Source organism: Thermanaerothrix daxensis, from assembly GCF_001306145.1.
Taxonomy (GTDB): Bacteria; Chloroflexota; Anaerolineae; order Anaerolineales; family Anaerolineaceae; genus Thermanaerothrix; species Thermanaerothrix daxensis.
Map to the genome: position 1 here is coordinate 232,036 of NZ_LGKO01000004.1, position 22,527 is coordinate 254,562.

The 22,527-nt window shown below is 52.6% G+C and carries 16 protein-coding genes and 1 tRNA gene; 10 read left to right on the forward strand and 7 right to left on the reverse strand.

What is annotated here, in order from left to right; genetic code table 11:
* The 3 genes from SE15_RS08170 to glmS all read right to left on the reverse strand — a co-directional run bounded on the left by SE15_RS08170 (position 1) and on the right by glmS (position 5,790).
* Positions 1 to 1,158 carry a cytochrome c3 family protein gene (locus tag SE15_RS08170; protein ID WP_236690007.1) on the reverse strand — a complete coding sequence of 386 codons (1,158 nt, stop codon included), beginning with the start codon at positions 1,156 to 1,158 and terminating at the stop codon, positions 1 to 3.
* Positions 1,159 to 1,456: 298 nt separating this feature from the next.
* Complete coding sequence (locus SE15_RS14620) at positions 1,457 to 3,625, reverse strand: cytochrome c3 family protein (protein WP_054521630.1); 2,169 nt, start codon at positions 3,623 to 3,625, stop codon at positions 1,457 to 1,459.
* 323 nt (positions 3,626 to 3,948) lie between these two features.
* The gene (glmS, locus tag SE15_RS08180) at positions 3,949 to 5,790 is read right to left on the reverse strand and encodes a glutamine--fructose-6-phosphate transaminase (isomerizing) (RefSeq protein ID WP_054521631.1); all 1,842 of its coding nucleotides are present in this window, start codon (positions 5,788 to 5,790) and stop codon (positions 3,949 to 3,951) included.
* A gap of 532 nt (positions 5,791 to 6,322) precedes the next feature.
* Here glmS and SE15_RS08185 point away from each other — a divergent pair.
* The 6 genes from SE15_RS08185 to SE15_RS08210 all read left to right on the forward strand — a co-directional run bounded on the left by SE15_RS08185 (position 6,323) and on the right by SE15_RS08210 (position 12,743).
* Complete coding sequence (locus SE15_RS08185; RefSeq protein ID WP_054521632.1) at positions 6,323 to 7,873, forward strand: AAA family ATPase; 1,551 nt, start codon at positions 6,323 to 6,325, stop codon at positions 7,871 to 7,873.
* Between the two features lie 140 nt (positions 7,874 to 8,013).
* A complete protein-coding gene (gene gcvH, locus SE15_RS08190) occupies positions 8,014 to 8,406 on the forward strand; it encodes a glycine cleavage system protein GcvH (protein WP_054521633.1) in 393 nt (130 codons plus the stop codon).
* 1 nt (position 8,407) lies between these two features.
* Positions 8,408 to 9,760, forward strand: a complete 1,353-nt coding sequence (gene gcvPA, locus SE15_RS08195; RefSeq protein WP_054521634.1) for an aminomethyl-transferring glycine dehydrogenase subunit GcvPA — start codon at positions 8,408 to 8,410, stop codon at positions 9,758 to 9,760.
* On the forward strand, positions 9,753 to 11,228 hold the full coding sequence (gcvPB, locus tag SE15_RS08200) for an aminomethyl-transferring glycine dehydrogenase subunit GcvPB (RefSeq protein ID WP_054521635.1): 1,476 nt from the start codon (positions 9,753 to 9,755) through the stop codon (positions 11,226 to 11,228). Before gcvPA ends, gcvPB begins: the two co-directional genes overlap by 8 nt.
* Positions 11,229 to 11,478: 250 nt before the next feature.
* Complete coding sequence (locus SE15_RS08205) at positions 11,479 to 12,063, forward strand: DoxX family protein (protein WP_054521636.1); 585 nt, start codon at positions 11,479 to 11,481, stop codon at positions 12,061 to 12,063.
* 137 nt (positions 12,064 to 12,200) lie between these two features.
* Positions 12,201 to 12,743, forward strand: a complete 543-nt coding sequence (locus SE15_RS08210) for a type 1 glutamine amidotransferase domain-containing protein (RefSeq protein ID WP_054521637.1) — start codon at positions 12,201 to 12,203, stop codon at positions 12,741 to 12,743.
* A gap of 81 nt (positions 12,744 to 12,824) precedes the next feature.
* Here SE15_RS08210 and alaS read toward each other — a convergent pair whose 3' ends face one another.
* The 3 genes from alaS to SE15_RS08225 all read right to left on the reverse strand — a co-directional run bounded on the left by alaS (position 12,825) and on the right by SE15_RS08225 (position 17,876).
* Complete coding sequence (gene alaS / locus SE15_RS08215) at positions 12,825 to 15,572, reverse strand: alanine--tRNA ligase (protein ID WP_054521638.1); 2,748 nt, start codon at positions 15,570 to 15,572, stop codon at positions 12,825 to 12,827.
* A gap of 138 nt (positions 15,573 to 15,710) precedes the next feature.
* On the reverse strand, positions 15,711 to 16,655 hold the full coding sequence (locus SE15_RS08220) for a DsbA family protein (protein WP_054521639.1): 945 nt from the start codon (positions 16,653 to 16,655) through the stop codon (positions 15,711 to 15,713).
* A 3-nt stretch (positions 16,656 to 16,658) separates the two neighbouring features.
* On the reverse strand, positions 16,659 to 17,876 hold the full coding sequence (locus SE15_RS08225; protein ID WP_054521640.1) for an aminotransferase class V-fold PLP-dependent enzyme: 1,218 nt from the start codon (positions 17,874 to 17,876) through the stop codon (positions 16,659 to 16,661).
* Between the two features lie 209 nt (positions 17,877 to 18,085).
* On the opposite strand from SE15_RS08225, the gene SE15_RS08230 reads away from it, so the two are divergent.
* Genes SE15_RS08230 through SE15_RS08240 form a run of 3 tightly spaced genes read left to right on the forward strand, consistent with a single transcriptional unit; the run spans position 18,086 to position 21,292 of the window.
* On the forward strand, positions 18,086 to 19,507 hold the full coding sequence (locus tag SE15_RS08230) for a phosphoglucomutase/phosphomannomutase family protein (protein ID WP_054521641.1): 1,422 nt from the start codon (positions 18,086 to 18,088) through the stop codon (positions 19,505 to 19,507).
* Positions 19,479 to 20,324 carry a TatD family hydrolase gene (locus tag SE15_RS08235; protein WP_083461814.1) on the forward strand — a complete coding sequence of 282 codons (846 nt, stop codon included), beginning with the start codon at positions 19,479 to 19,481 and terminating at the stop codon, positions 20,322 to 20,324. The genes SE15_RS08230 and SE15_RS08235 overlap by 29 nt, the downstream gene beginning before the upstream one ends.
* A 5-nt stretch (positions 20,325 to 20,329) precedes the next feature.
* Positions 20,330 to 21,292 carry a polyprenyl synthetase family protein gene (locus SE15_RS08240; RefSeq protein WP_236690015.1) on the forward strand — a complete coding sequence of 321 codons (963 nt, stop codon included), beginning with the start codon at positions 20,330 to 20,332 and terminating at the stop codon, positions 21,290 to 21,292.
* 32 nt (positions 21,293 to 21,324) lie between these two features.
* Here the strand turns inward: SE15_RS08240 and SE15_RS08245 are convergent.
* A tRNA-Leu gene (locus tag SE15_RS08245) sits at positions 21,325 to 21,406 on the reverse strand.
* 88 nt (positions 21,407 to 21,494) lie between these two features.
* Here SE15_RS08245 and plsX point away from each other — a divergent pair.
* Positions 21,495 to 22,520: a phosphate acyltransferase PlsX gene (gene plsX / locus SE15_RS08250; protein ID WP_054521644.1), complete on the forward strand. Its 1,026-nt coding sequence runs from the start codon at positions 21,495 to 21,497 to the stop codon at positions 22,518 to 22,520.
* Positions 22,521 to 22,527 lie beyond the last annotated feature (7 nt).

A 22,527-nucleotide genomic window follows, 5' to 3' on the forward strand; every position in this document is an offset into this window, starting at 1 on the left:
TTACTCCTCATCAGAGGTACGATCAGATGAAACAACCTCATCCGTACCTGCTTCCGCCTGGCTTGCAACGTCTTCTCCTGAAGAAATCAACGAATCGCCTGCCAAATCCTCCCGATCAGCGGGTTGAACCGGTGCCGCCTCTGGTGTTGATTCAACTGGCTGATTCGCTTCAGCCGAACCCCCTTCCCGGGGCGGAAGTGGTGTTGCTGAAGCCTCCTTCCCTCTCAAGCGGCGCTTGCGCCCCCACACGCGGTAGTAAATATCACTAGCCACAAAGATTGCCATTCCTCCTAAAACCGTGGGAATGAAAATTTTATAGAAAAGATTAACGTAGTACACCAAAGGATGACGATCTGGGCTGGGTATATAATGCCCAAGCCACGAATCCGGAAAGTTTGTTGAGGCATCCGGGTGGCATCGTTGACATGTCCTTAGCAGATTTTCCTTGATAGCGATTCCTTTATTAGGATCATCCACCCGTTGAATATCATGAACACCATGACAGTCATAACAGACCGGCTTGTTGGTTTCCTGGTCTGGATCGGTCTTCTCAAACAGAACCACCGTCGTGCCGTGAAAATCAGCCACATATGTATTGAGCACCTGGGTGGAAAGGCCATACTTGCTCATAATAGTCTCGTCAGTATGGCACTTCGCGCACAATTGAGGTGAAGAGAGGCGAAAAGCCGCTGTCTTGGGATTGGTAATGCGATGAACCCCGTGGCAATCCGTACATGCAGGCACATCCGGGTTGCGATTTTCAATAATACCGGAACCATGCACACTGCTCAGGTACTCCTCGTAAATCGCTGCATGGCAGGTTGAACAGGTTTGGGCAATGCGGGCGTGCTCAGATGGAGCAGGCAGTCCATCCGGCGTTTTTTCAATCACTTCTTGTGTATGAGGGTTGTGGCAATCTGCGCAAATGGGTGCGTCTCGATTTCCCTCCTGAAAGAGCCGGGTATGGACGCTATCTGCTAATTCTTTGACCTGATTGGGGTGACACTGATTGCATGTAGTCTGATATTGAAGGGTGTAGTCTCGTCGATCTTTAGCCGTATTCTCGGGGTGGGGAAAACCCGTGATATTGGTATGACAGACTTGACAACTCAGACGGGCGTGAACAGATTGATCATACCCCTTGGGATTTATGGTCAAGGGAAGGACTTCGCCACTTGGCAGTGGCCACGTGATCCCCTCGCGCTGATGACAACTCAAACAAGCCGAGTTATCCGGTTTTTGTGGGGATACTCCTGTAGAGGGAGTGGCCAACGTCTTACTCTGCGCTCCCTCCGTAAAAATCAAAAACCCTGCAACCAGGGTGAAAATCACTGCAGCAACGATCCTGGGAAATTGTAGCCTACGCATTGTCGTTAGTTCCGCTCCTCATTTCAGAATGGGGAGCATCCCCTGCTCCCTTTTTGGGAATGGCAGGGGATGCCCCCATAAACACCTATTACGGTCGCACCAGTTTGCCAAGATCTACGGCTCTGACCTTCGTGCTCAAGTCCGCAATCGAGTCGTACAGTGCCTGTAGCACGTACACCCCGTTGTGAACGTAGCCGCCCGGATCTTTCATTGCGTATTGATAGTTATAAGCCGCGGTTAGCAAGCGTGGTGTCCAGGCGTTATAACGATTCTGGAAGTTAACCTCATCCGGATCCGCCTGTCCGTTAGCGTTGGTGTCAATGAAGAAATAGGGATAGGCCACCGGGGAGTACACAATGGGCTTACCTGCCACATCCTTCGCATACGCCTGAATGGCAGTGTAAAGCAAGTCACGCAGGGTTTCGACTTCACCCTTCAGACCTTCCTGGGTGTCCCCATCACCATCGTAATCGGCTTTGGAGGTCATGCGGATCAAGCCTGGATCATCCACCTGGTGACATCCCTTGCAACTAGCCTCTTTGACCTCCAGGCTGTGGGCATCGTGGCAGTCCGTGCAGGTCTCTACACCCTGAACGTGTTTAAACTGCCCGACATAGGTTTTGCCGGCATACTCGTAGATGCCCTTAGCCTCGGTACCGAAGAGGGTCGCACCCGCGGCAAAGTAATGCACATTGCGGAATGAAAGTTTCTCATCAACCGTATCGGGATCTTTCCCCGCAATGGCACGGTTAACAGTGACCGTGGAATCGCGGCCCTGGTGGCAGTTCAGGCATAGATTGGCATCGGCCTTGTCGGCAAAGCCCAATTTGGCCCCGCTTGGGAAGGTCACCGCTTCCACCTGGTAACGCTCAAAGGTGGACACACTGCTATGACAGGTCTCGCACATCAGACCATTGGAAGGCACCATAGAGATATTCACGCCCTCGGCCAGGAACTGCGGCAGACCCTCAGCAGTATGGCACTTGACACAGGTATTCGGAACTTTACCCTCGGCATCCCAATGGCGGAAAGCCTCTTCCGAACCGGCAAAGTGCCCCGGATCATTGCGATGTGCTTTGCTCAAATCTACTGGCTGACTCAGTTTCTCATTCAGGCTCTCAATGGAATCATAGAGCAACTGGATGATGTATTTCGCACCGTGGGCATAACCACCTGGATCCTTAACCGAAACCTGGTAATTGAAGGCGGCCTTCTCCAGACGCGGCGTCCAGGCGTTATAACGGTTCGGATATTGGGCCTCTTCTGCATCTGCCTGCCCGTTCTTGTTGGTATCAACGAAGAAGTAAGGGTAGGCTTCAGCCGAATAGACGATAGGCGTGCCAGCCACCTCGGAGGCATACGCCTGGATAGCCTGATACAGCAATTGGCGCAGGCCTTCAATCTCGTAGTAAATGCCTTCCTGCACATTGCCGTCGCCATCGTAATCTACCTGCGAAGAGGCCATGCGGATATCTCGCAGTGTCTCAACGGTGGAAGCGCCCTCATGGCAGGTACTGCACGTTTCCACTTTGACTTCTAGAGAATGGGAATCATGGCAGTCCGTGCAGGTCTGCGTGCCTTTCACGTGCTCAAAGAGCACGTCGTAGCGCTTACCCTCATATTCATAACCACCCTTGACCTGAGCGCCGTAGCGGCTGATGGCAGCAGCATAGTAGTGCACATTGACAAAGCCCAATTCACCCACCACCTGGTCTTCATCCGTTGCGCCGGCCTTTTGAATAGCCTCATCCACCTGAACCTTTGAGGCCGCACCCTGATGGCAGGTCATACAAATCGCCTCACGACCCAGGCCCGTCAATTCAGCGCCTGAAGGGAACTTAACGGTATTGAGAGCCAGGGTAGCCTCGTTATGGCAGGTCGTACAGGTGATGACGCTTCCCACTGGCGCATTGGCATCCACCTTGAAGGCTTCACTTCCATCGGCTCCTATATAGTCCAGGAAGCCCTGCGAACTGTGACACTTCGCGCAGGTAGCAGGTATCTCAGGGGGTTGCTCATTGTTCCAGTGGGTGAAAGCCGCCGCTTCTGCATCTGCATGCCCAGAAGCCTGCCATTTCTGCCAGAACGGAATCTCGCCGCTTAAATCAGGTGGACAGGCTTCCGGAGTCGGGCAAATCTGAGGAGCCGCTGTGGGCGCTGCGGTCGGCGTTGAGGTTTGCGATTGGCATCCCACCAAAGCAGCGATCAAGATTAACCCACTTGCGAGGTAGAGAACATACTTCAACGGTAGCTTCATACACCCTCCCTTGCAAAGAAGTAAAGTTAGGGATCGAGAACTGAGCATCTTTTTGGCAACTTTTCTTCCCCAATCACCTCCCTTCACCAGGAATACTGTCTCCAGTATGGCTACATTATAGAAAAATTAGAGCATTAATACAAGATTAATGTTAAGGCGAAAACGGCCCTTTCTGTCATAATTGATACGTGAAATTTATCACCTTATTGATAAGACATTCCTTATGTTCTTCTATATAAAAACATGAATGTAAAGATGAACGAAACCACCCCCGAGTCCGACAGACTTTGGGGGTGGCAAGTGGCTAACTCACTTCAATGTGCCTATTCAACGGTTACTGATTTGGCCAAATTGCGGGGTTGATCCACATCCAGTCCACGCAAGGCAGCAATATGATAGGCAAAGAGCTGCAGAGGAATCACCGTGACCACCGGTGAGAGCATCCACGGGGCATCCGGAACCCAGAAGATATGATCGCAAAGCGCAGGCAGGCGTTCATCTCCTTCGGTGGCAACTGCGATCACGCTCCCTCCCCGTGCTTTGGCCTGTTCAATCTGGCTGATCATCTTCTCGTACCAGGGGTCCTTAGGAGCAATGGCCAATACAGGCATATCCCGGTCAATCAACGCAATCGGACCATGTTTCATCTCCCCCGCAGGATAAGCCTCAGCGTGAATATAGGAAATCTCCTTAAGCTTAAGAGCTCCCTCATAGGCGATGGGCATATTAATCCCACGCCCCAAGTACAGAATATTGCGAATATAACGCATTTCTCGCGCCACCTGGACCACCTCTGCTTCGCGATCCAAACAACGGCTGACCAGATCCGGGATCAGGCGCAAATCAGCCACAAGACGTTTACGCTCTGTTTCGGGTAGGGTTCCGCGTAAATCCCCCAAAAGAATGGCCAGCATATAAAGATCCACCAAAGGGGCTGTAAACGCCTTCGTGGAAGCCACCCCAATCTCAGGTCCAGCCTGCATAGCGATATAACCATCGGCAATGCGCATGGCCTGAGACCCAATGGCATTGACAATGGCCCATAGGGTAGCCCCCTTACGCCGACTCTCGTCCATGGCCGCAAGAGTATCTGCCGTTTCCCCCGATTGGCTGATCGCCAGGACCACAGTATCCGCATCTATGATCGGGTCGCGGTAGCGGAACTCTGAGGCAATATCCACTTCAACAGGGATGCGGGCAATGCGTTCAATGAGAATCTTTCCCACCATGCCTGCGTGTGCCGCAGTTCCACAGGCGGTGATGTAAATACGTTGAATGCGACGCGCCAGTTCAGGGGTGAGATTAAGTTGCGGTAAGCGAATGGTACCTTCATCAAAATCTACACGCCCTGCCAGCGTATCCGTCAAGGAACGCACTTGCTCATGGATTTCCTTTTGCATGAAGTGACGGTATTCCCCCTTCTCTGCGGCGACTGGGTCCCAACTGATGTGGTGAACCTGAGGAGTCACCACCTGCCCGCTCAAAGTTTTAACAACCACGCCATCCGCTTTCACCACAGCCATCTGATGGGAATCCAGAAAGATCATTTGCCGGGTATGCTCTAGAATGGCAGGGATATCTGAGGCAACAAACATTTCACCCTCTCCCACGCCCACCACAACGCCACCCGCATTACCAATACGAGCCGCGATAATCTTGTCTGGTTCACGAGACGAGAGCACAACGATGCCGTGGGCGCCGCGCAACTGACGCAATGCCTGACGCACTGATTCTTCCAGTGAGGTGCCACTGGCCAGAAACCGCTCAACCAGGTGCACAATCACCTCAGTGTCGGTATCAGAGTTGAACTTAACCCCCTCTGCCTCTAGATCGGCCCTCAACTCAAGAAAGTTTTCAACGATCCCATTGTGAACAACTACCACCTCACCAGTGCTTCCAACGTGAGGGTGCGCATTCCGTGCACTGGGCTCCCCGTGCGTCGCCCACCGTGTATGCCCGATTCCCACATGACCGTTCAGAGGCTGGCTTTCTACCAATGCGGCCAGTTTACTGAGTTTGCCCGCATCACGTCGGACTTCAATGCGGCCATCTTGCAAGACAGCCAACCCTGCCGAGTCGTATCCGCGATATTCAAGACGCTTTAACCCATTCAAAATAATGGGGGTAGCGTTTCGATGACCAATATAACCCACAATTCCGCACATGGAATTTCCTCCTCGTTGTTTACAAATTCCACAAAAACCCGGATACCCCTGACAGGCATTAAGTCAGGATATCCCGCTCACCCACCCCTTTATATCGGGTGGTAATCTTATGTGTGTGATCTGTTGGGGAAAGCGTTCATTGCCTAGTGGCAATGGGAAGGCTTCCGCTGATCTCTCGATTTTCCCGGCGACCAGGTTAGCAGCCTGTTCCCACCGGTTAGCCCCACTTTTGCAGTGGGGAACCTTCCTCCTCGTCACCTCAGGCCTACCCACCCCCTGCGACCCAAGGCCATGCGCTTAACTTTCCCACGTTAATCCCAATCTACCAGACTATGTCTCAACCTCCTTTCCCTTCAAAGAATTTATTGGTGGCAATTTCTGGGCAACCTCCATACAAAGTAATTATACCGTGTAAAACGTTTGTTACCTCAAAACGCTGAGAGTCCAACAGTAAATATCAGACAACTTATAAAATTTTCTGCCTGATAGGCTTTGCGCGTGCTATAATCAATTCAGAAAGAGGTAGATTCCAATGGTCAAACACATCCAGCGCTTCGAAGAACAACTTGATATCTACCTCCGCGCGCGCTTTACCTTGCTGATCCTGATTACCCAGGAAGAAGAGCGGGCACTCCAAAAGATTCGCGAGGTATGCGAACGGACTCGGCGTCATTGTCTGACCTGGGACATCGCCGACGGTTTCCAACGCCTGGTCGGTCAGGGGCCTCTTCCTGTAGCACGCGACCCATTAACGGCACTGGAACAGATTGACCACACCGAGGCTCCAACCAGCACCTTGTTTGTCCTTAAAGATTTTCATGAGACGTGGGCCAATCCCCAAATAAAGCGCAAACTACGTAACCTGGCTCAACGGCTAAAATTCACCAAAAAATCCATCCTGATTACAACCGTTACCTCGCGCATCCCTGAAGAACTGCGCGATGAATCTGTCATCATTGATTTTGCCCTTCCATCCGCCGAAGAACTGGAGGAAGTGCTCAACCGACTTACGGCCACCCCTGGCGTCAAAGTCAACCTAACGCCCCTGGGCCGCGAAAAGCTGGTCCAAGCCGCCATCGGGTTAACCGCTTCCCAAGCCCAGCGCGTGTTTGCCAAAGCCATCGTAGAGGATGGCTCCCTGGATGATCGTGACATTGATCTGGTTACCGAGGAGAAAAAACAGATCATCCGTGAGAGTGAGGCCCTGGAGTTTTACCCGGTCACGGAAACGCCCGAGGATGTAGGCGGACTTGGGGTGCTCAAAGAGTGGCTACGTTTGCGGGAGAAGGCTTTCACACAAGAAGCCCGCCAGTACGGGCTACCGGCACCTAAAGGAATTGGCCTGATCGGTATTCCGGGCACCGGCAAAAGTCTGACCGCCAAAATGATCGGCGGTCTGTGGCGGCTTCCCTTGATCAGGTTGGATATCGGTGCGCTCTTCGGCAGCCTGGTAGGTGAATCTGAAGAACGCACCCGACGCGCTCTACGGCTGGCTGAAACCATTGCCCCCTGTATTATCTGGATTGACGAGGTTGAGAAGGCATTAGCCCACGGGGGGTTGGATAGCGGCACCAGTACCCGCGTCTTCGCCACGATTCTGACCTGGATGCAGGAGAAAACCGCTCCCTGCTTTGTGGTTGCAACGGCGAATGACATCTCGGCGCTGCCCCCAGAACTGTTGCGCCGTGGTCGCTTTGATGAAATCTTTTTTCTTGACTTGCCCACTTTCTCTGAGCGACGCGAGATCTTCGCCGTGCACCTGCGAAAGCGCAACCGCATCCCAGAAGACTATGACCTCGATCGTTTAGCCGCTGCATCCGAAGGTTACGTGGGAGCCGAGATCGAGCAAGCCATTATTGACGCCATGTACATTGGGTTCAACGACAACCAACGCGAATTCACCACTGAAGATATCCTGCTTGCCCTAAGCCGACAGGTACCTCTCTCTCGCTCCCAGCGTGAGACAATTGAAACTCTCCGCAACTGGTTACGCGAGGGCCGTGCTCAGTCTGCCTCTTTCCGAGAGGTAACTGAGGCCGAAACACAGTTTGTCCCTATCCAATTGGACTTTAAGAAATCCTGAACTTTACCCATGAAAAGTCATCCATCCTTATCCCCTCTGGAATCGAGCGTATATATAATAAATTCTGGGCGGGTCAATCCAGACCCTGGTGGGTCTGATCAAATCTCAATTCCCAAAATATCACCCCAGGAGGTCTAATTATGAACATCCCCAGTGATCTCAAATACACCACAACCGACGAATGGGTCAAGGTGGAGGGCAACACAGCAATTGTGGGGGTCACCGATTATGCCCAGTCTCAACTTTCCGATATCGTCTTTTTCGAGTTCCAGGTCGAAATTGGTGATGAGGTCAAAAAGGGAGGGGTCATCGCAACCCTTGAATCCGTAAAGGCTGCCGCTGATGTAAACGCCCCGGTTTCAGGCAAGGTCATTGCCCGCAACGAATCTCTCACCGAAAAATTTGAACTGGTCAATAGTGATCCCTATGGGGAGGCCTGGATGCTCAAGATCGAGATGAGCAATCCTCAGGAATTGGATACCCTGATGGATGCTACGGCCTATCAGAAGTATTGTGAAGAAAGGGAGCATTAATATGTTCCTGCCACATACCGACTCCGAACGCTCTGAGATGTTGAAGACCATCGGGGTGTCTTCCATTGACGAGCTCTTCAAGGATGTCCCCGAAAAGGTACGTTATCCGGCTCTGAATCTCCCGCCGGCTTTGACCGAAATGGAAGCTGCCGCACAACTCCAACAAATGGCCATGGCCAATGAGACGACACAGGACCTGGCGTGCTTCCTGGGAGCAGGCGCTTACAACCACTACATCCCGGCGGCTGTAGATCATATCCTGCGCCGGAATGAGTTCTATACTGCCTACACCCCCTACCAGCCCGAAGTTTCCCAAGGCACCTTGCAGGCCATTTTCGAGTATCAGAGCCTGATGTGCGCGCTCACCGGCATGGAAGTGAGCAACGCCTCACATTACGACGGGGCCACGGCCACTGCCGAAGCGGGAATCATGGCCTACCACAACTTCCGCGGCAAGCGCACCCGCTTCATTCTCTCACCCGGTGTTCACCCCCAATACCGCCAGGTCTTTCGCACCTACATGTCAGGCTATGAAAACCTGGAAATCGTGGGGGACGAAGCCAACAACGATCCGATGAATTACTTGGAGCGCCTGGAAGCCTTGATTGACGGAAACACCGCCTTGGTGGTAGTGCAATATCCCGACTTCTTCGGCCAAATCCATGATTTTGCCCCATTGGCCGAGAAAGTCCACCAGGCAGGAGGGCTTTTCGCAGTGGTGATTAATCCCATTGCGCTGGGCCTCTTAAAGCCACCGGGGGAATTCGGCGCCGATATCGTGGTTGGTGATGGTCAGCCGTTAGGGATTCCGCTTTCTTTCGGAGGCCCTTACCTAGGCATCTTCACCACCCGCAAAGAGTACGTGCGCCGGATCGCAGGCCGTCTGGTTGGTGAAACCGTGGATGTGCAAGGACGACGGGGCTACGTGCTAACCTTGACGGCACGCGAACAGCATATTCGCCGCGAGAAAGCAACATCCAACATCTGCACCAACCAGGGGTTAATGGCATTGGCCGCCACCGTTTACCTTGCCCTGGTGGGTAAAGAAGGGCTACGCCAGGTAGCAGAATTGTGTTACCACAAGGCCCATTATGCCGCCCAACGCATTGCCGAAATCCCCGGCTATCGCGTTTTGAATACCAAGCCCTTCTTCCACGAATTCGTTGTGCAATGTCCCAAACCCGTGGCGGAGATTAATGAGTACCTCCTCGATTACGGCATCCTGGGCGGGTACGACCTGGGTCAGGATTATCCAACACTGTCGAATCACATGCTGATTGCCGTGACCGAGATGAACTCCCGTGAAGAAATCGAAACCCTGGTGGAGTACCTGAAGGAGTTCGCCCATGACTGAGCCTACCCTGTTCGAACTTTCATCTCCTGGTCGGCGGGGCGTGCGCTTTCCTGAACCCGATGTTCCTAAGAGCGCCCTTCCCGAAGGTTTTGTGCGCAAGGACCTGCCCCTGCCGGAACTCGCCGAGGTGGATGTGGTGCGCCACTTCGTGCGCCTTTCGCAAAAAAATTACGCTGTGGATTACGGGTTGTACCCTCTGGGCTCCTGCACCATGAAATACAATCCAAAGATCAATGAAGACGCAGCCCGCCTACCTGGGTTCGCCCTGGCTCATCCCCTGCAGCCCATTGACACAGTGCAGGGCAGCCTGGCGCTCATGTACGAATTACAAGAATTGCTAAAAGAAATCACCGGGATGGGGGCAGTCAGTCTTCAACCCGCAGCCGGTGCTCACGGCGAATTGACCGGTGTGCTCATTATTCGTGCCTATCACCAATCCCGCGGAGATACTAAACGCACAAAGATCCTCATCCCCGACTCGGCACACGGTACCAATCCCGCTTCTTCGGCCATGAGCGGCTACGAAGTGGTACAGCTGCCCAGCGACAAACGCGGGAACGTGGATCTAGAAGCCCTGAAAGCCGCTTGCGATGAAACGGTGGCGGGATTGATGTTAACAAACCCCAACACCCTGGGGCTATTTGAAGAAAATGTTCTCGAAGTTACCCGCGTCGTACACGAAGCCGGCGGCCTCGTTTATGGCGATGGAGCCAATCTTAACGCCCTGCTGGGAATTGCTCGCCCCGGCGATATGGGATTCGACATCCTCCACCTCAACCTGCACAAGACGTTCTCAACCCCGCATGGTGGGGGTGGGCCGGGATCGGGTCCGGTTGCCGTCACTGAGACTCTCGCCGAATTCCTTCCGGGTCCGATTGTGACCATCCTCGAGGAAGGCAGTGAGGAAGTTCCTCCGCTCTATGGTTTCAAAATGCCCAACCGCTCGATTGGACGTGTAAAGGCTTTCCACGGCCACTTCGGAATGATGGTACGGGCTTACACCTACATCTTGATGCACGGTGCCGAAGGGCTACGTAAAGTAGCCGAGCACGCCGTATTGAACGCCAATTACCTGTTGGCACGCCTTCGTCATGTCTACCACATCCCCTACGATCGCATTTGCAAACACGAGTTTGTCGCAGAAGGGATTTGGGACGACGCACCCGGAGTTCATGCCCTGGATATTGCCAAGCGGCTCATTGATTATGACTTCCATCCCCCCACAAATTACTTCCCTCTGATCGTGCGAGAAGCGCTCATGATCGAGCCTACCGAGACTGAAAGCAAGCAAACCCTGGATAAATTTGCCGATGCGTTAATTAAGATCGCCGAGGAAGCTCACACTCAACCCGAACTACTAAAGAGCGCACCGCACCACACACCCGTTGGGCGTCTGGACGAGGTCAAAGCCGCTAAAGAACTGGTTTTGTGCTGCTGGTTCCCCGAAAAAGAATCTCAGGCCGCCTAACCGTCAAAACCGTTTTTCACCTCACAAGCGGGACGCCGGTTTTACTGGCGTCCCGCTTGTGTATTACCTGATCGGACTGGCCCTTTAAGACCATTTCCCACATGGTCAAATGTCACCTCGCAGGTATTAAGTTTTTCATTAGCCAAATAACGCATGGGGGGTTAGGCATTATTACTCTTTCACCAGAAACATGCAAGGTCTAGAATGAGGCTCAGAAATCTCATTCTCTCTTCATCAAGGAGTAAGAGCAATGGCCACATCACAATTAGCCAAATCCCCAACTTTTGCAAGTCCACCCTGGGCCGAACTTCTTTTCCGCGACCCCAAATCTGCCTGGTTCTGGCTGGTTGTCCGTCTGTATCTTGGCTATTCCTGGCTAGAACACGGTCTGGAAAAACTCAGCAACCCCGCCTGGGTACAAACGGGAGAAGCGCTCAAAGGTTTCTGGCAACGTGCAGTTGCCATCCCAGAGCCGCCCGCGCGCCCGCCAATTGCCTTTGATTGGTATCGCGCTTTTATCCAATCCCTCCTTGATAGTGGCAGTTACACATGGTTCTCTAAACTGGTCGTTTTCGGCGAAATCGCAGTAGGGATAGCTCTGATTTTGGGTATATTCGTTTGGTTCTCAGCCTTCATGGGCGGATTCATGAACTGGAACTTTATGATGGCCGGCACAGCCAGCACCAATCCGGTAATGTTGATTCTTGCCATTCTGCTGGTCCTCGCCTGGCGAACGGCCGGTTGGATCGGACTGGACCGATGGCTACTGGTCTACATTGGAACTCCCTGGCAACCAGGGTTGCTCTTCCAACGCAAGACAGGAACGCAAGCCTAGCCCAATAAACATACTTTATGGTTCATTTCGCTGAGGGCTACCCAAAGGTAGCCCTCAATCTGTTATAGCGAACCTGACTCCTAGCACAAGGCGTTATAATGAAGTCGATATTCTCAAACAATAAGGAGGAAACCCCTATGCGACTCAAAGGAATGCGTGTTGTTTATCTTATCGGTCCCGGATTTGAAGACCTAGAATTCTATGTTCCTCTGATGCGCCTTAAAGAAGAAGGAGCCGAGGTCATTGTTGCCGGCCTCAAGGCAGGTGAAGAATTGGTGGGCAAAGGCGGACTAACGGGACGTGCTGAGGTGAATGTGGCCGACCTGAAAGCGGAGGACTTTGATGCCATCGTGGTTCCCGGAGGATGGGCACCTGATAAACTCCGCCGTTACGAGGCGGTGAAAAAATTGGTACGCGATTTCTACACTCAGGGCAAGACGGTCGCCATGATTTGCCACGCAGGGCTTGTCGGCATTAGTGCCGGGATCGTCAAAGGACACGAGGCAACCGGCAGTGAGGGGATTAAGGACGACCTGATCAACGCTGGGGCCATCTGGCGAGATGCCCCCGCCTTCCGTTCCGGCAACATCGTGTGGGGACGCGTAGTAGCCGACATTCCCGATTTTTGTCGAGAACTCGTTCAAGCCCTCCTTGAACAAAAAGAAAAACAACCCAAATAATTAAGAGGCCGACCCCCATATAAAAAGCCATCCCCTTTACCAACCGGGGGATGGCTTTCTCTCAGTCAACGTGCATCCAGCCTATTGGTTGCTCAAGCGCTGCCGTAACCACGGGATGACCCTATCCAATGCGGCTGATAGTTTCGAGGCGTCCTTCCCACCCGCCTGGGCTAAGTGAGGACGACCGCCTCCGCTTCCCCCAATAACCTGGGCCACCTCCTTCGCCAGTTCACCAGCGTGGAAACCGCGCTTGACGAGATCCTCGGTCAGGGCCGCAATGATAATGGGACGTTCCTCACTCACCGTAGCCAGCACCACCACACCATTTTCAGGATATCGCTGACGGAAGCGATCGCATAACTGGCGTAGAATGTCCGCATCTGCCTCTTTGATCACTGCGGTGAGCACCCGGATTCCATCAACAGAACGCACCCCCTGCAGCAACTGATCAAATTCCGCCAGCGCCATTTGGCGGCGCAACTGAACGTTCTGCTTACGCAGATGCTCCACTTCTTGAACCAAAGCGGCCACTTTCTCAGGAACCTCATCCATACCACAGTTTAAAAGCGCCGCAACACCGGAAAGGTCATTCAAACGCTTGCGAATCAGAGCATACGCTTCGCGCCCAGTGACCGCTTCAATGCGGCGGATGCCAGCCGCCGCACTGCCCTCACTGGTGATGATGAAAATGCCAATATCCCCGGTGGATTCTACGTGCGTACCGCCGCACAATTCATAAGAAATTGGCTGCTCTTCGCCGATCACAATAGTACGCACAACCTCACCATACTTCTCACCAAACAGCGCCATGGCCCCCTCCTGGAGGGCCTGACTCAGGGGTTTATGCTCGACTTCCAGTTCATAATCTTCATAAATCGCTTGATTCACAGCGGCTTCAATGGCTTCTAACTGTTCCGGGGTCAGCGCTTCGGGGTACGTGAAATCAAAACGCAAGCGGTCAGGTGCCACCAACGAACCCGCCTGGCGCGCCTCTTTCCCCAATATGGCTTGTAATTTGGCATGCAAAAGGTGGGTGGCGGTGTGATTACGCATAATATCGCGCCGACGTTCGCCATCCACCTGCGCCAGGGCCTTATCGCCCACTCGTGGTCGCCCCCGAATTACCTCGCCGATGTGAACCACCACTCCTGCTGCCGGTTTGCGAGTATCGTTGACTCGAATCTCCCAATCAGCGCCCTCCAGGCCTATAATGCGCCCGGTATCCGAAACCTGGCCACCCGCTTCAACATAGAAGCAGGTGCGAGGTAAAATCACCTCAATTGCATCACCGACAATGGCCTCTTCGACGCTCACGCCGTCACGAACAAGAGCCAATACCTGACCTTCGACCTCCAGCGTGCTATAGGGATCATAAATCACCCCCTCAGGCCCAAGTTGACCACGCCGCTGTAAGTCCTCTAGAATAGTACGGTATACATCTACATTTTCGCCTCCCAGAGGACCAAAGGCCTTGCCTGCTCCCGAGATGGTTCGATGTTCTTCCATCGCTCGCAGGAAGCCCTCTTGATCCACCTCCAACCCTTCCTCTTGGGCCACATCGCGAATCAACTCCAATGGCAGCCCGTGAGTGGCATAGAGGTCGAAAGCGCGTTCCCCGTCCAAGACTTGCTCACCCCGTGCTTTGACGTCCTCCAGGTAAGCCTCAAGCTGGCTCAATCCCTGCTCAACGGTGCGTCGGAAGCGAACTTCCTCGCGAGTTAGGTTATCCTTGATCACCTCCCGATTCTTGACCAGTTCGGGATAGGCATCCCCATAAATCTCGATCACCGTATCAGCCACTTTGGCCAGGAAGGGATCAAGCAAACCGATTTTGCGCCCAAAACGCGCCGCCCGGCGAATAATCATGCGACACACATAATTACGACCCACATTACCGGGCACCACCCCATCTGCAATTAGAAACGTGGCCGCCCGGGAATGATCGGCGATGACCCGGTAGGGAGTGATGTTTGCTTTGCGCTCTTCGAGGGTATGTCCAGTTAATTCCTGCACCTTATCCAAAAGGGGCGAAAGCAAATCAGTGGCGTAGTTGGACGAAACTCCCTGCAAAATGGCCGTAATGCGCTCGAGCCCCATTCCAGTATCCACATGACGGGCAGGCAAGGGCTCCAACCGCGTGGGACTCAATCGGTTGTATTGGATAAATACCAGATTCCACAACTCCAAAAAGCGCTTACAATCGCCATTAACACGGCAAACATGGCCAGGCACATCCCGTTTATCACAAGCCTCTGGGCCTAGATCAATGTGAATCTCGCTGCAAGGGCCACATGGCCCGGTCTCAGCCATCTCCCAAAAGTTGTCCTTACGCCCGAAGAAAAGGATGTGACCAGGGTCCATCCCTGGCTGTTTGGCCCAATTTTCGGCGGCTTCCTCATCGGTAGGAATTTCTCCATGTTCATCCTTGAAGCAGGTTACCCACAGCCGATTTTTATCCAGCCCCCACACCTCGGTGAGCAGCTCCCAGGCCCAGGCAATGGCTTCCTTTTTGTAGTAATCCCCAAACGACCAGTTGCCCAACATCTCAAAAAAGGTATGGTGGGTGTCATCACGTCCCACATCCTCAAGGTCGTTATGTTTACCGGCTACACGCATACATTTCTGTGAATTGACGGCCCGTTTGTAGGGACGCTGATCCGTGCCCAGAAAAACATCCTTAAATTGCACCATCCCAGCGTTGGTAAACAACAGGGTTTGATCACCCCCCGGCACCAGCGACGACGACGGCACAAAAGTGTGACCGCGTTCCACGAAAAAATCAATGAACGATTGACGAATGTAGGCTCCACTAAACCGCTTGTTTGTCATAGGCCGCCTCTAACACACAAATTTTCAAGCATAAAATGTCTGACGAAGATTATAAGGCATCCTTAAGTAAGAATCAACTATCCCCGTGATTGGATTAGAGTCCAATCAGGTAAACACCAATCTAAGCCACATGCCACTTTACTTCAGCCAGTAAAGCAGACCCTCTAAAGCGATTGCATACACTCGATAAGGCTTTGGCCCCACAAGCGCTTCATTCCGGATAAATACAGTGGGGGTACCGTAGAAATTTGTCTTTCGCACCTCAGCCAGTTGCTGTTTTACCACCCACTCGGTCTGGAAATCTTTGGCGCAAAATTGCACCGATTGAGCGTTGAAACCACTAGCCTTCAACAATTCCTGTACAAATGCTTCATCTTCCAACCGGGTTTTATCCGCAGCAAAGAGGCGATCATTCAAGTCCCAGAACTTTTGCGGATCCTGTTTATAAGCACAATAGCCCACCTTTGCCAGGTAATCACTGTGTTCCTTAACAGGGTAATAAAGAAACACCAACTCCGCACCGTACTTCTGGGCCAATCGTCGGATCATGGGATAGGCTTTACGCGAGTAATCACAGCCATAAGATCCGATGAAGACAATTGATTTGGCATTCGGGTTGCCTGCAAGTTTTGGAAAACCGCCCAGGTCCACTCCCTCAAGAGTCAAGTTGAGAACATTGCCTTCGGATGATACCGGGCAACTCTCATCCACACCGGAGAATTGGGTGTTTTGCCCGGTAGGGTCAAACACACAAAACCCGCCCTGATTAAGACCGTTACAACTCCCCGTGGTGTAGTAGAGGTAGACTCCTCGCACCGCAAAAAATGTACTCCCAACCAGAAGGAAAAAGAAAATCCACGAAAGTGGCTCGAAATAGCGATTGAGAAAACGGGCGCCGGCTTCAGAACGCGTGATCACATACCCCAATATCTTAGCCTTCATTTTTTCATCAAAGCCGGTAGTGCATGGGCGCAGGGTTACCCGACGTAAAACACAATCCAGAGCCTCCCTGGCCAATTGGCGATTGGAAGCGCTAAAAATGCCTAGAATTGAAAGCACAATAAACGCAATGATGCAAAACATGGCTTACAGGACCTTTCGTATCTTGATAAGTGAGTCGAGAAACAATTTAGCCTCTTCCAGGGTGTTATAAACATAAACTGAAGCTCGAACCGAACCAATCACGCCTCGTGCGTTGAACCAGGAATGAACACAATGCTGCCCGGAACGCACGGCGATATTTGCCATCTGATCCAGCATTAAAGCAATGCGATGGTGGTCAATCCCTTCAACATAGAAAGAAATAATCCCGCCCCGCAGACGTGGATCCGAAGGCCCAATGATCCTAACACCCGGGATTTCCTCAAGACCCTCGCTTAAGAATTCGTTGAGCATCCTCTCTTGTTTCTCAATGGCTTCGTAACCGATGCTCTGTAAGTACTGTACGGCAGCCGCTAACCCCATTATTCCGGCGTAATCTTGTAATCCGGCTTCAAACTTCTCGGGTGGTGGTAAAAACTGACACGAGTCATAAGTGGAGGTTGAGACAGTATCCCCACCCACCAGGAAAGGCTCTAGTTGTTCCAACAGACGATATTTTCCATACAACACACCCGTTCCAGAAGGCCCTAGCATCTTGTGCCCCGAGAACGCCAGGAAATCCACATCCAGGGCTCGTACATTTACTCGTTGATGGGGCACGGTCTGGGCTGCATCCAGAAACACCAAAGCCCCTTGACGATGAGCCCGCTTGATTATTTCAGCAGCAGGGATTGTGACTCCATCCAGATTGGAGGTATACCCCATCGCAACCAGCCTGACCGGGCCTGCTTTCAGAGCCTGCTCGAATGCCTCCATATCAAATGTATTGTCCTCGCAAGTGCGGACGATGCGCAAGATGGCACCATGCCGTTTGGCTACCATCTGCCAGGGAATTAAGTTTGAATTATGTTCTTTATCCGACACCAGGATCACATCACCGGTTTTCCAATTCAGGGTTGAAGCGATTAAGTTGACTCCTTCAGTGGTATTTCGGGTAAAAATGATCTCCTCTTTGCGCCCCGCGTTCAGGAACTTAGCCACCCGTTCGCGGGCCTGGTCAACTTCACGCGTCACTTCGGCGGCCATGCGATGCATGCTTCGACCACTACACGCCGGAAATTCCTGATAATAACGCTGAATGGTTTCAATCACCTGGCGCGGCCTCAGTGTCTGGCAGGCGTTGTCAAAGTAAATTACTGGCTTACGCCCATCTCGGGCTTCCAGGGTTGGAAAATCGGCACGAATCTTGGCTGCAATATCCATGGGCAATGCTCCCAAAGGTTCACTCAGACATTGATGCAGGAATTACCCCCTCAATTATAAGGCAGATTGTGACCACGTGAACAAACTTACCACGGGCCACAAAGGTGTGGACAAAAACCGTTTCACGCCGCCATATCTGCACTTCCCTTGATATAATAAGGTTACTTTTGTTAGGATTATCACATTCATTAACACCGGGGAGGACGCTCATGGGACATAAAATCATGTTCGGCACCGACGGATGGCGTGGCGTCATCGCCGAGGATTATACATTTGATAATGTACGTCGGTGTGCGCAGGGATTCGCCCATTATCTCAAAACCAAGGGGTACAAAGACGAATGGGTCGTAGTTGGCTACGATAAGCGTTTTCATTCCGAGAATTTTGCGCAAGCAGCCGCCGAAGTTTTGTGTGGGAATGGATTCCGAGTTTACCTCACCGACAAGGCTACTCCCACACCAGTCATTGCCTACGCTGTAGTCGAGCGGAAGGCCATTGGCGCCGTTAATATTACCGCCTCGCACAACCCGCCCACGGATAACGGTTTCAAGGTACGGGATGCCAGTGGAGGAGCCATTGACCCCGAAGGACTTAAACGGATCGAAAGCGCCATCCCTGACGAAATGAGCGCTGTCAAGCGGATGCCCGCCTCTGAGGCCGAAGCTCAAGGACGCCTGGTGCGCTTTGACCCCGCCCCTGCCTATATCGAGCATCTCAAATCGCTTATTGATCTACAACCCATTCGAGATGCCGGCTTGAAAATAGTGGTGGATGCCATGTGGGGCAACGGGGCTGGGTGGTTCCCACGCCTGCTGGCTGGCGGAAAGACCGAAGTATATGAAATCCACAACACGCGCAACCCCATCTTTCCGGAAATGAAACGCCCCGAGCCCATTCCGCCCAACATTGATGTTGGACTTCGAACAACCGTTGAACGCAGAGCCGATGTACTGGTGGTCACCGATGGCGATGCGGATCGCGTTGGTATTGGTGATGAGCATGGACGCTTTGTCAATCAATTGCAGGTATATGGGTTACTGGCATTTTATCTTCTTGAAGTACGCGGCGAACGCGGTCCCATCATTAAAACGCTTTCAACCACCAGCATGTTAGAAAAACTTGGGGAGATTTACGGGGTTCCCGTTTACGAGACAGGAGTTGGTTTTAAGTACGTCGCCCCCAAATTCCTCGAAACCAATGCCTTGATCGGGGGCGAGGAATCGGGCGGTTACGCGTTTCGCGGCAATGTGCCGGAACGGGATGGCATTTTAGCCGGGTTATATTTCCTGGATATGATGGTGCGCCTCAATCGCAAACCCTCCCAACTTCTGGAACTGCTTTTCAGCAAGGTGGGGCCCCATTACTACGACCGGGTTGATCGGCAATTCACCGGTGACCGAAAAACCCGCGAAGAGATGATCCTCAATGCTAATCCGCACACTATCGGGGGTCTTAAAGTGGTGGGCCTCAATACACTGGATGGTTTCAAGTTCCTGTTAGAAGACGGTGGGTGGATGCTTATTCGCTTCTCGGGCACCGAGCCAATTATCCGCGTGTACTGTGAAACCACCCATCCCGATCGCGTTCAGCCCATTTTGCAGGATGGATTACGCATTGCCGGACTTGCCTGAGATTTTTTGGATAGACACACATTGTCACCTCTACCTGGAACCGTTCCAGCAAGATTTGCACGAGGTGATGTTGCGGGCCCAATCTCATGGGGTAGATGTGTGGATCGTGCCGGGAATTGACCTCGAAACAAGCCGGGCCGCCATTGCGCTCAGTGAGCAATACCCCGGGATTTTCGCCGCGGTTGGCGTTCATCCCAATCACGCAACTTCCTGGAACGCCACTACCCTTTCAGAACTCCGCGCCCTTTGTACACACCCCAAAGTGGTGGCCATTGGTGAAATAGGACTGGATTATTACCGAGATTATGCCCCGCCCGACTTGCAACGCGTGGTCCTGAAGGCCCAGTTAGATCTGGCGGCTGAGCAGGGGCTACCAGTGATCTTGCATCAACGCGCCTCTTTTCAGGATCTACAAGCAATGATAGGACAATGGGTGGAAGCCCTACACACTTCCAAGGCACCTTTGGCGCAATCCCCTGGGGTTTTCCATGCATTTGAAGGTGACCTCAGCGAAATGACCTGGATCACCCAGCAAGGCTTCTGCCTCGGCCTGGCGGGCTCTATTACCTATCGCACTCCCGAGCGAATTAACGGTATTATCCAGAACGCACCGCTGGAAAATCTGGTCCTTGAGACCGACTCCCCATACTTGACCCCCGTACCCCATCGAGGAAAGCGTAATGAACCCTCTAACCTGGTGCTGATAGCCGAAAAGATCTGCTCTCTTCGCAATATCCCCCATCCTGATCTGGCGCGAATGACCAGTGCCAACGCCATTCGTCTTTTCAATCTGCCTCTATATCGGAGTTTGCTTTGAGCACCATGACCTCTTTCTTCGTTCCTGTCCTAGATCAAATTCATCAGGTCGAGGAATTAATCAGAGTCCAGGCCGAAGGTTACCACACCGATTTGCAGGCTGCGCTTGAGCATCTTTTGAAATCAGGTGGAAAACGAATCCGTCCCACCCTCACCCTGTTGGTTGGGCGAATGTTGGGAGCCGCTGAATCTCAATTGATTACCCTGGCGGCTTCGATTGAATTATTACACACGGCAACCTTAGTGCACGACGATCTCATTGATGGCGCCTTACTCCGCCGTGGCATTCCCACCCTTAATGCACGTTGGTCACCCGGAGCAACGGTCCTCACGGGCGACTTTCTCTTTGCACGTGCGGCAAAACTGGCCGCCGAAACCAATTCCATCCCGGTGATGCGTCTTTTTGCTGAGACCCTGACCATCATTGTCAATGGCGAAATTAGCCAGATGTTTGGTCAGCCGTGTCAAACTGCACTGGATCACTACTATCGGCGCATTTATGCCAAAACGGCCTCACTGTTTGAGGCATCTACAGGCTGTGCTGCAATGATCAGTACCGCGGACGATGCTTTGATTGCCCGTCTGCGCCACTTTGGTCGTGAATTGGGAATGGCATTTCAGATTGTAGATGATATTCTTGACCTCACTGGCGAAGAAGCCCAATTGGGCAAACCGATTGGCAATGACCTGCGCCAGGGAATTGTGACCCTACCTGTTATTAACTACTTGCATACTTACCCTGAAGATCCGCTTTCTCAGGTCCTGCTTCAAGGAAAATGTCTACAAAATGAGGCAGATATATTGGGCCTGATCGAGCGCATTCGCCAGAGCCCGGCCATTGAAGAGGCCCATCAAGAAGCAGAACGTTTCATCAAAAATGCGTTAGATGATTTGTATACCCTGCCCGAAAGCCCAGAACGTCAATATCTGGAGGAATTAACCTGGTTTGTTACTCGCCGGAGAACGTAAAAAGACCCACCTGACAGGTGGGTCCCTTCCTGTGCGCTGGGCGGGAGTTGAACCCGCACGCCTTTCGGCACATGGCCCTCAACCATGCCTGTCTGCCAGTTCCAGCACCAGCGCGTCATCCGCGGCTTATTATATAATTCACTGGGTATTAATGTCAAGCCGATGAACCCCTAATCTACACCAACCTCAAAAAGGAGTGACCATGGCAATCGCACTTGATGCAATGGGGAGCGATCACTATCCCGAGCCCGAAATCCAGGGAGCGCTAATGGCGGCGGAGGCCTTGGGCATTGAGGTCATCCTGGTCGGTGATCAATCTCGCCTGGAACCCCGTCTCAGTGTCCTGAATACTCGCAACCTACCCGTATCTGTTGAGCACGCCCCAGACGTGCTGGAAATGGCGGATAAACCCGTTGAGGCGGCACGTCTCAAACCTCGGAATTCCATGGCTGTCGGGCTTGAACTGGTCAAAAAAGGCACGGCTGAGGCTTTTGTCAGTGCTGGCAATACAGGCGGGGTCATGTTCAATGCCCTCCGGGTCCTCGGTCGCATCCCCGGCGTGGCTCGTCCAGCCCTGACTGCCATGTTCCCAGTTCGAGGTGGCCACTGTGTTGTATTAGACATCGGGGCAAATGCCGATTGTCGCCCAGAGTTCTTGCTCCAGTTCGCCATCATGGGAAGTGTTTACGCCGAGAAAGTGCTGCATAAACCCCAGCCGCGGGTTGGGTTGCTTTCTAACGGTGAAGAACCTGGAAAAGGCAATCAATTGGTTAAAGAAACCTATCCTCTCCTGGTAAAAAGTGGCTTGAATTTCATCGGCAATGTAGAGGGGAAAGAAGTCTTCAATGGGGAAGCCGACGTTGTGGTTACCGATGGTTTTACCGGTAATATCATGCTCAAGTCCAGCGAGGCGGTAGCCAAACTGATTACCGATGTATTGCGCGAGGCGCTCATGGCCTCATGGCGCACCAAATTGGGAGCCCTATTAGCCAAACCGGCTTTCAACCATATTCGAAAATTGCTTGACCCTTCAGAGGTTGGTGCCGCTCCCCTTTTGGGCATTGATGGACTGGTGTTCGTTGGGCACGGTCGTTCAGATGCCCGTGCAATTATGAATGCATTGCGAGTTGCCCACGAGGCGATTCAGGCCAATCTCTTGGTAAACATCCGCGATGCTTTGAAGGAAAAACTTTCCAACCTTGAAACCTCTACCCCAGAAAACTCCTGAGGTCATC

Coding starts and splice junctions, on each gene's coding strand:
- SE15_RS08185 (WP_054521632.1), top strand. CDS start 6,323: ATGGTCAAACACATCCAGCGCTTCGAAGAACAACTTGATATCTACCTC.
- glmS (WP_054521631.1), bottom strand. CDS start 5,790: ATGTGCGGAATTGTGGGTTATATTGGTCATCGAAACGCTACCCCCATT.
- SE15_RS08230 (WP_054521641.1), top strand. CDS start 18,086: ATGGGACATAAAATCATGTTCGGCACCGACGGATGGCGTGGCGTCATC.
- SE15_RS08225 (WP_054521640.1), bottom strand. CDS start 17,876: ATGGATATTGCAGCCAAGATTCGTGCCGATTTTCCAACCCTGGAAGCC.
- alaS (WP_054521638.1), bottom strand. CDS start 15,572: ATGACAAACAAGCGGTTTAGTGGAGCCTACATTCGTCAATCGTTCATT.
- SE15_RS14620 (WP_054521630.1), bottom strand. CDS start 3,625: ATGAAGCTACCGTTGAAGTATGTTCTCTACCTCGCAAGTGGGTTAATC.
- gcvPB (WP_054521635.1), top strand. CDS start 9,753: ATGACTGAGCCTACCCTGTTCGAACTTTCATCTCCTGGTCGGCGGGGC.
- SE15_RS08220 (WP_054521639.1), bottom strand. CDS start 16,655: ATGTTTTGCATCATTGCGTTTATTGTGCTTTCAATTCTAGGCATTTTT.
- gcvPA (WP_054521634.1), top strand. CDS start 8,408: ATGTTCCTGCCACATACCGACTCCGAACGCTCTGAGATGTTGAAGACC.
- SE15_RS08210 (WP_054521637.1), top strand. CDS start 12,201: ATGCGACTCAAAGGAATGCGTGTTGTTTATCTTATCGGTCCCGGATTT.
- SE15_RS08240 (WP_236690015.1), top strand. CDS start 20,330: ATGACCTCTTTCTTCGTTCCTGTCCTAGATCAAATTCATCAGGTCGAG.
- SE15_RS08205 (WP_054521636.1), top strand. CDS start 11,479: ATGGCCACATCACAATTAGCCAAATCCCCAACTTTTGCAAGTCCACCC.
- plsX (WP_054521644.1), top strand. CDS start 21,495: ATGGCAATCGCACTTGATGCAATGGGGAGCGATCACTATCCCGAGCCC.
- gcvH (WP_054521633.1), top strand. CDS start 8,014: ATGAACATCCCCAGTGATCTCAAATACACCACAACCGACGAATGGGTC.
- SE15_RS08235 (WP_083461814.1), top strand. CDS start 19,479: ATGGATTACGCATTGCCGGACTTGCCTGAGATTTTTTGGATAGACACA.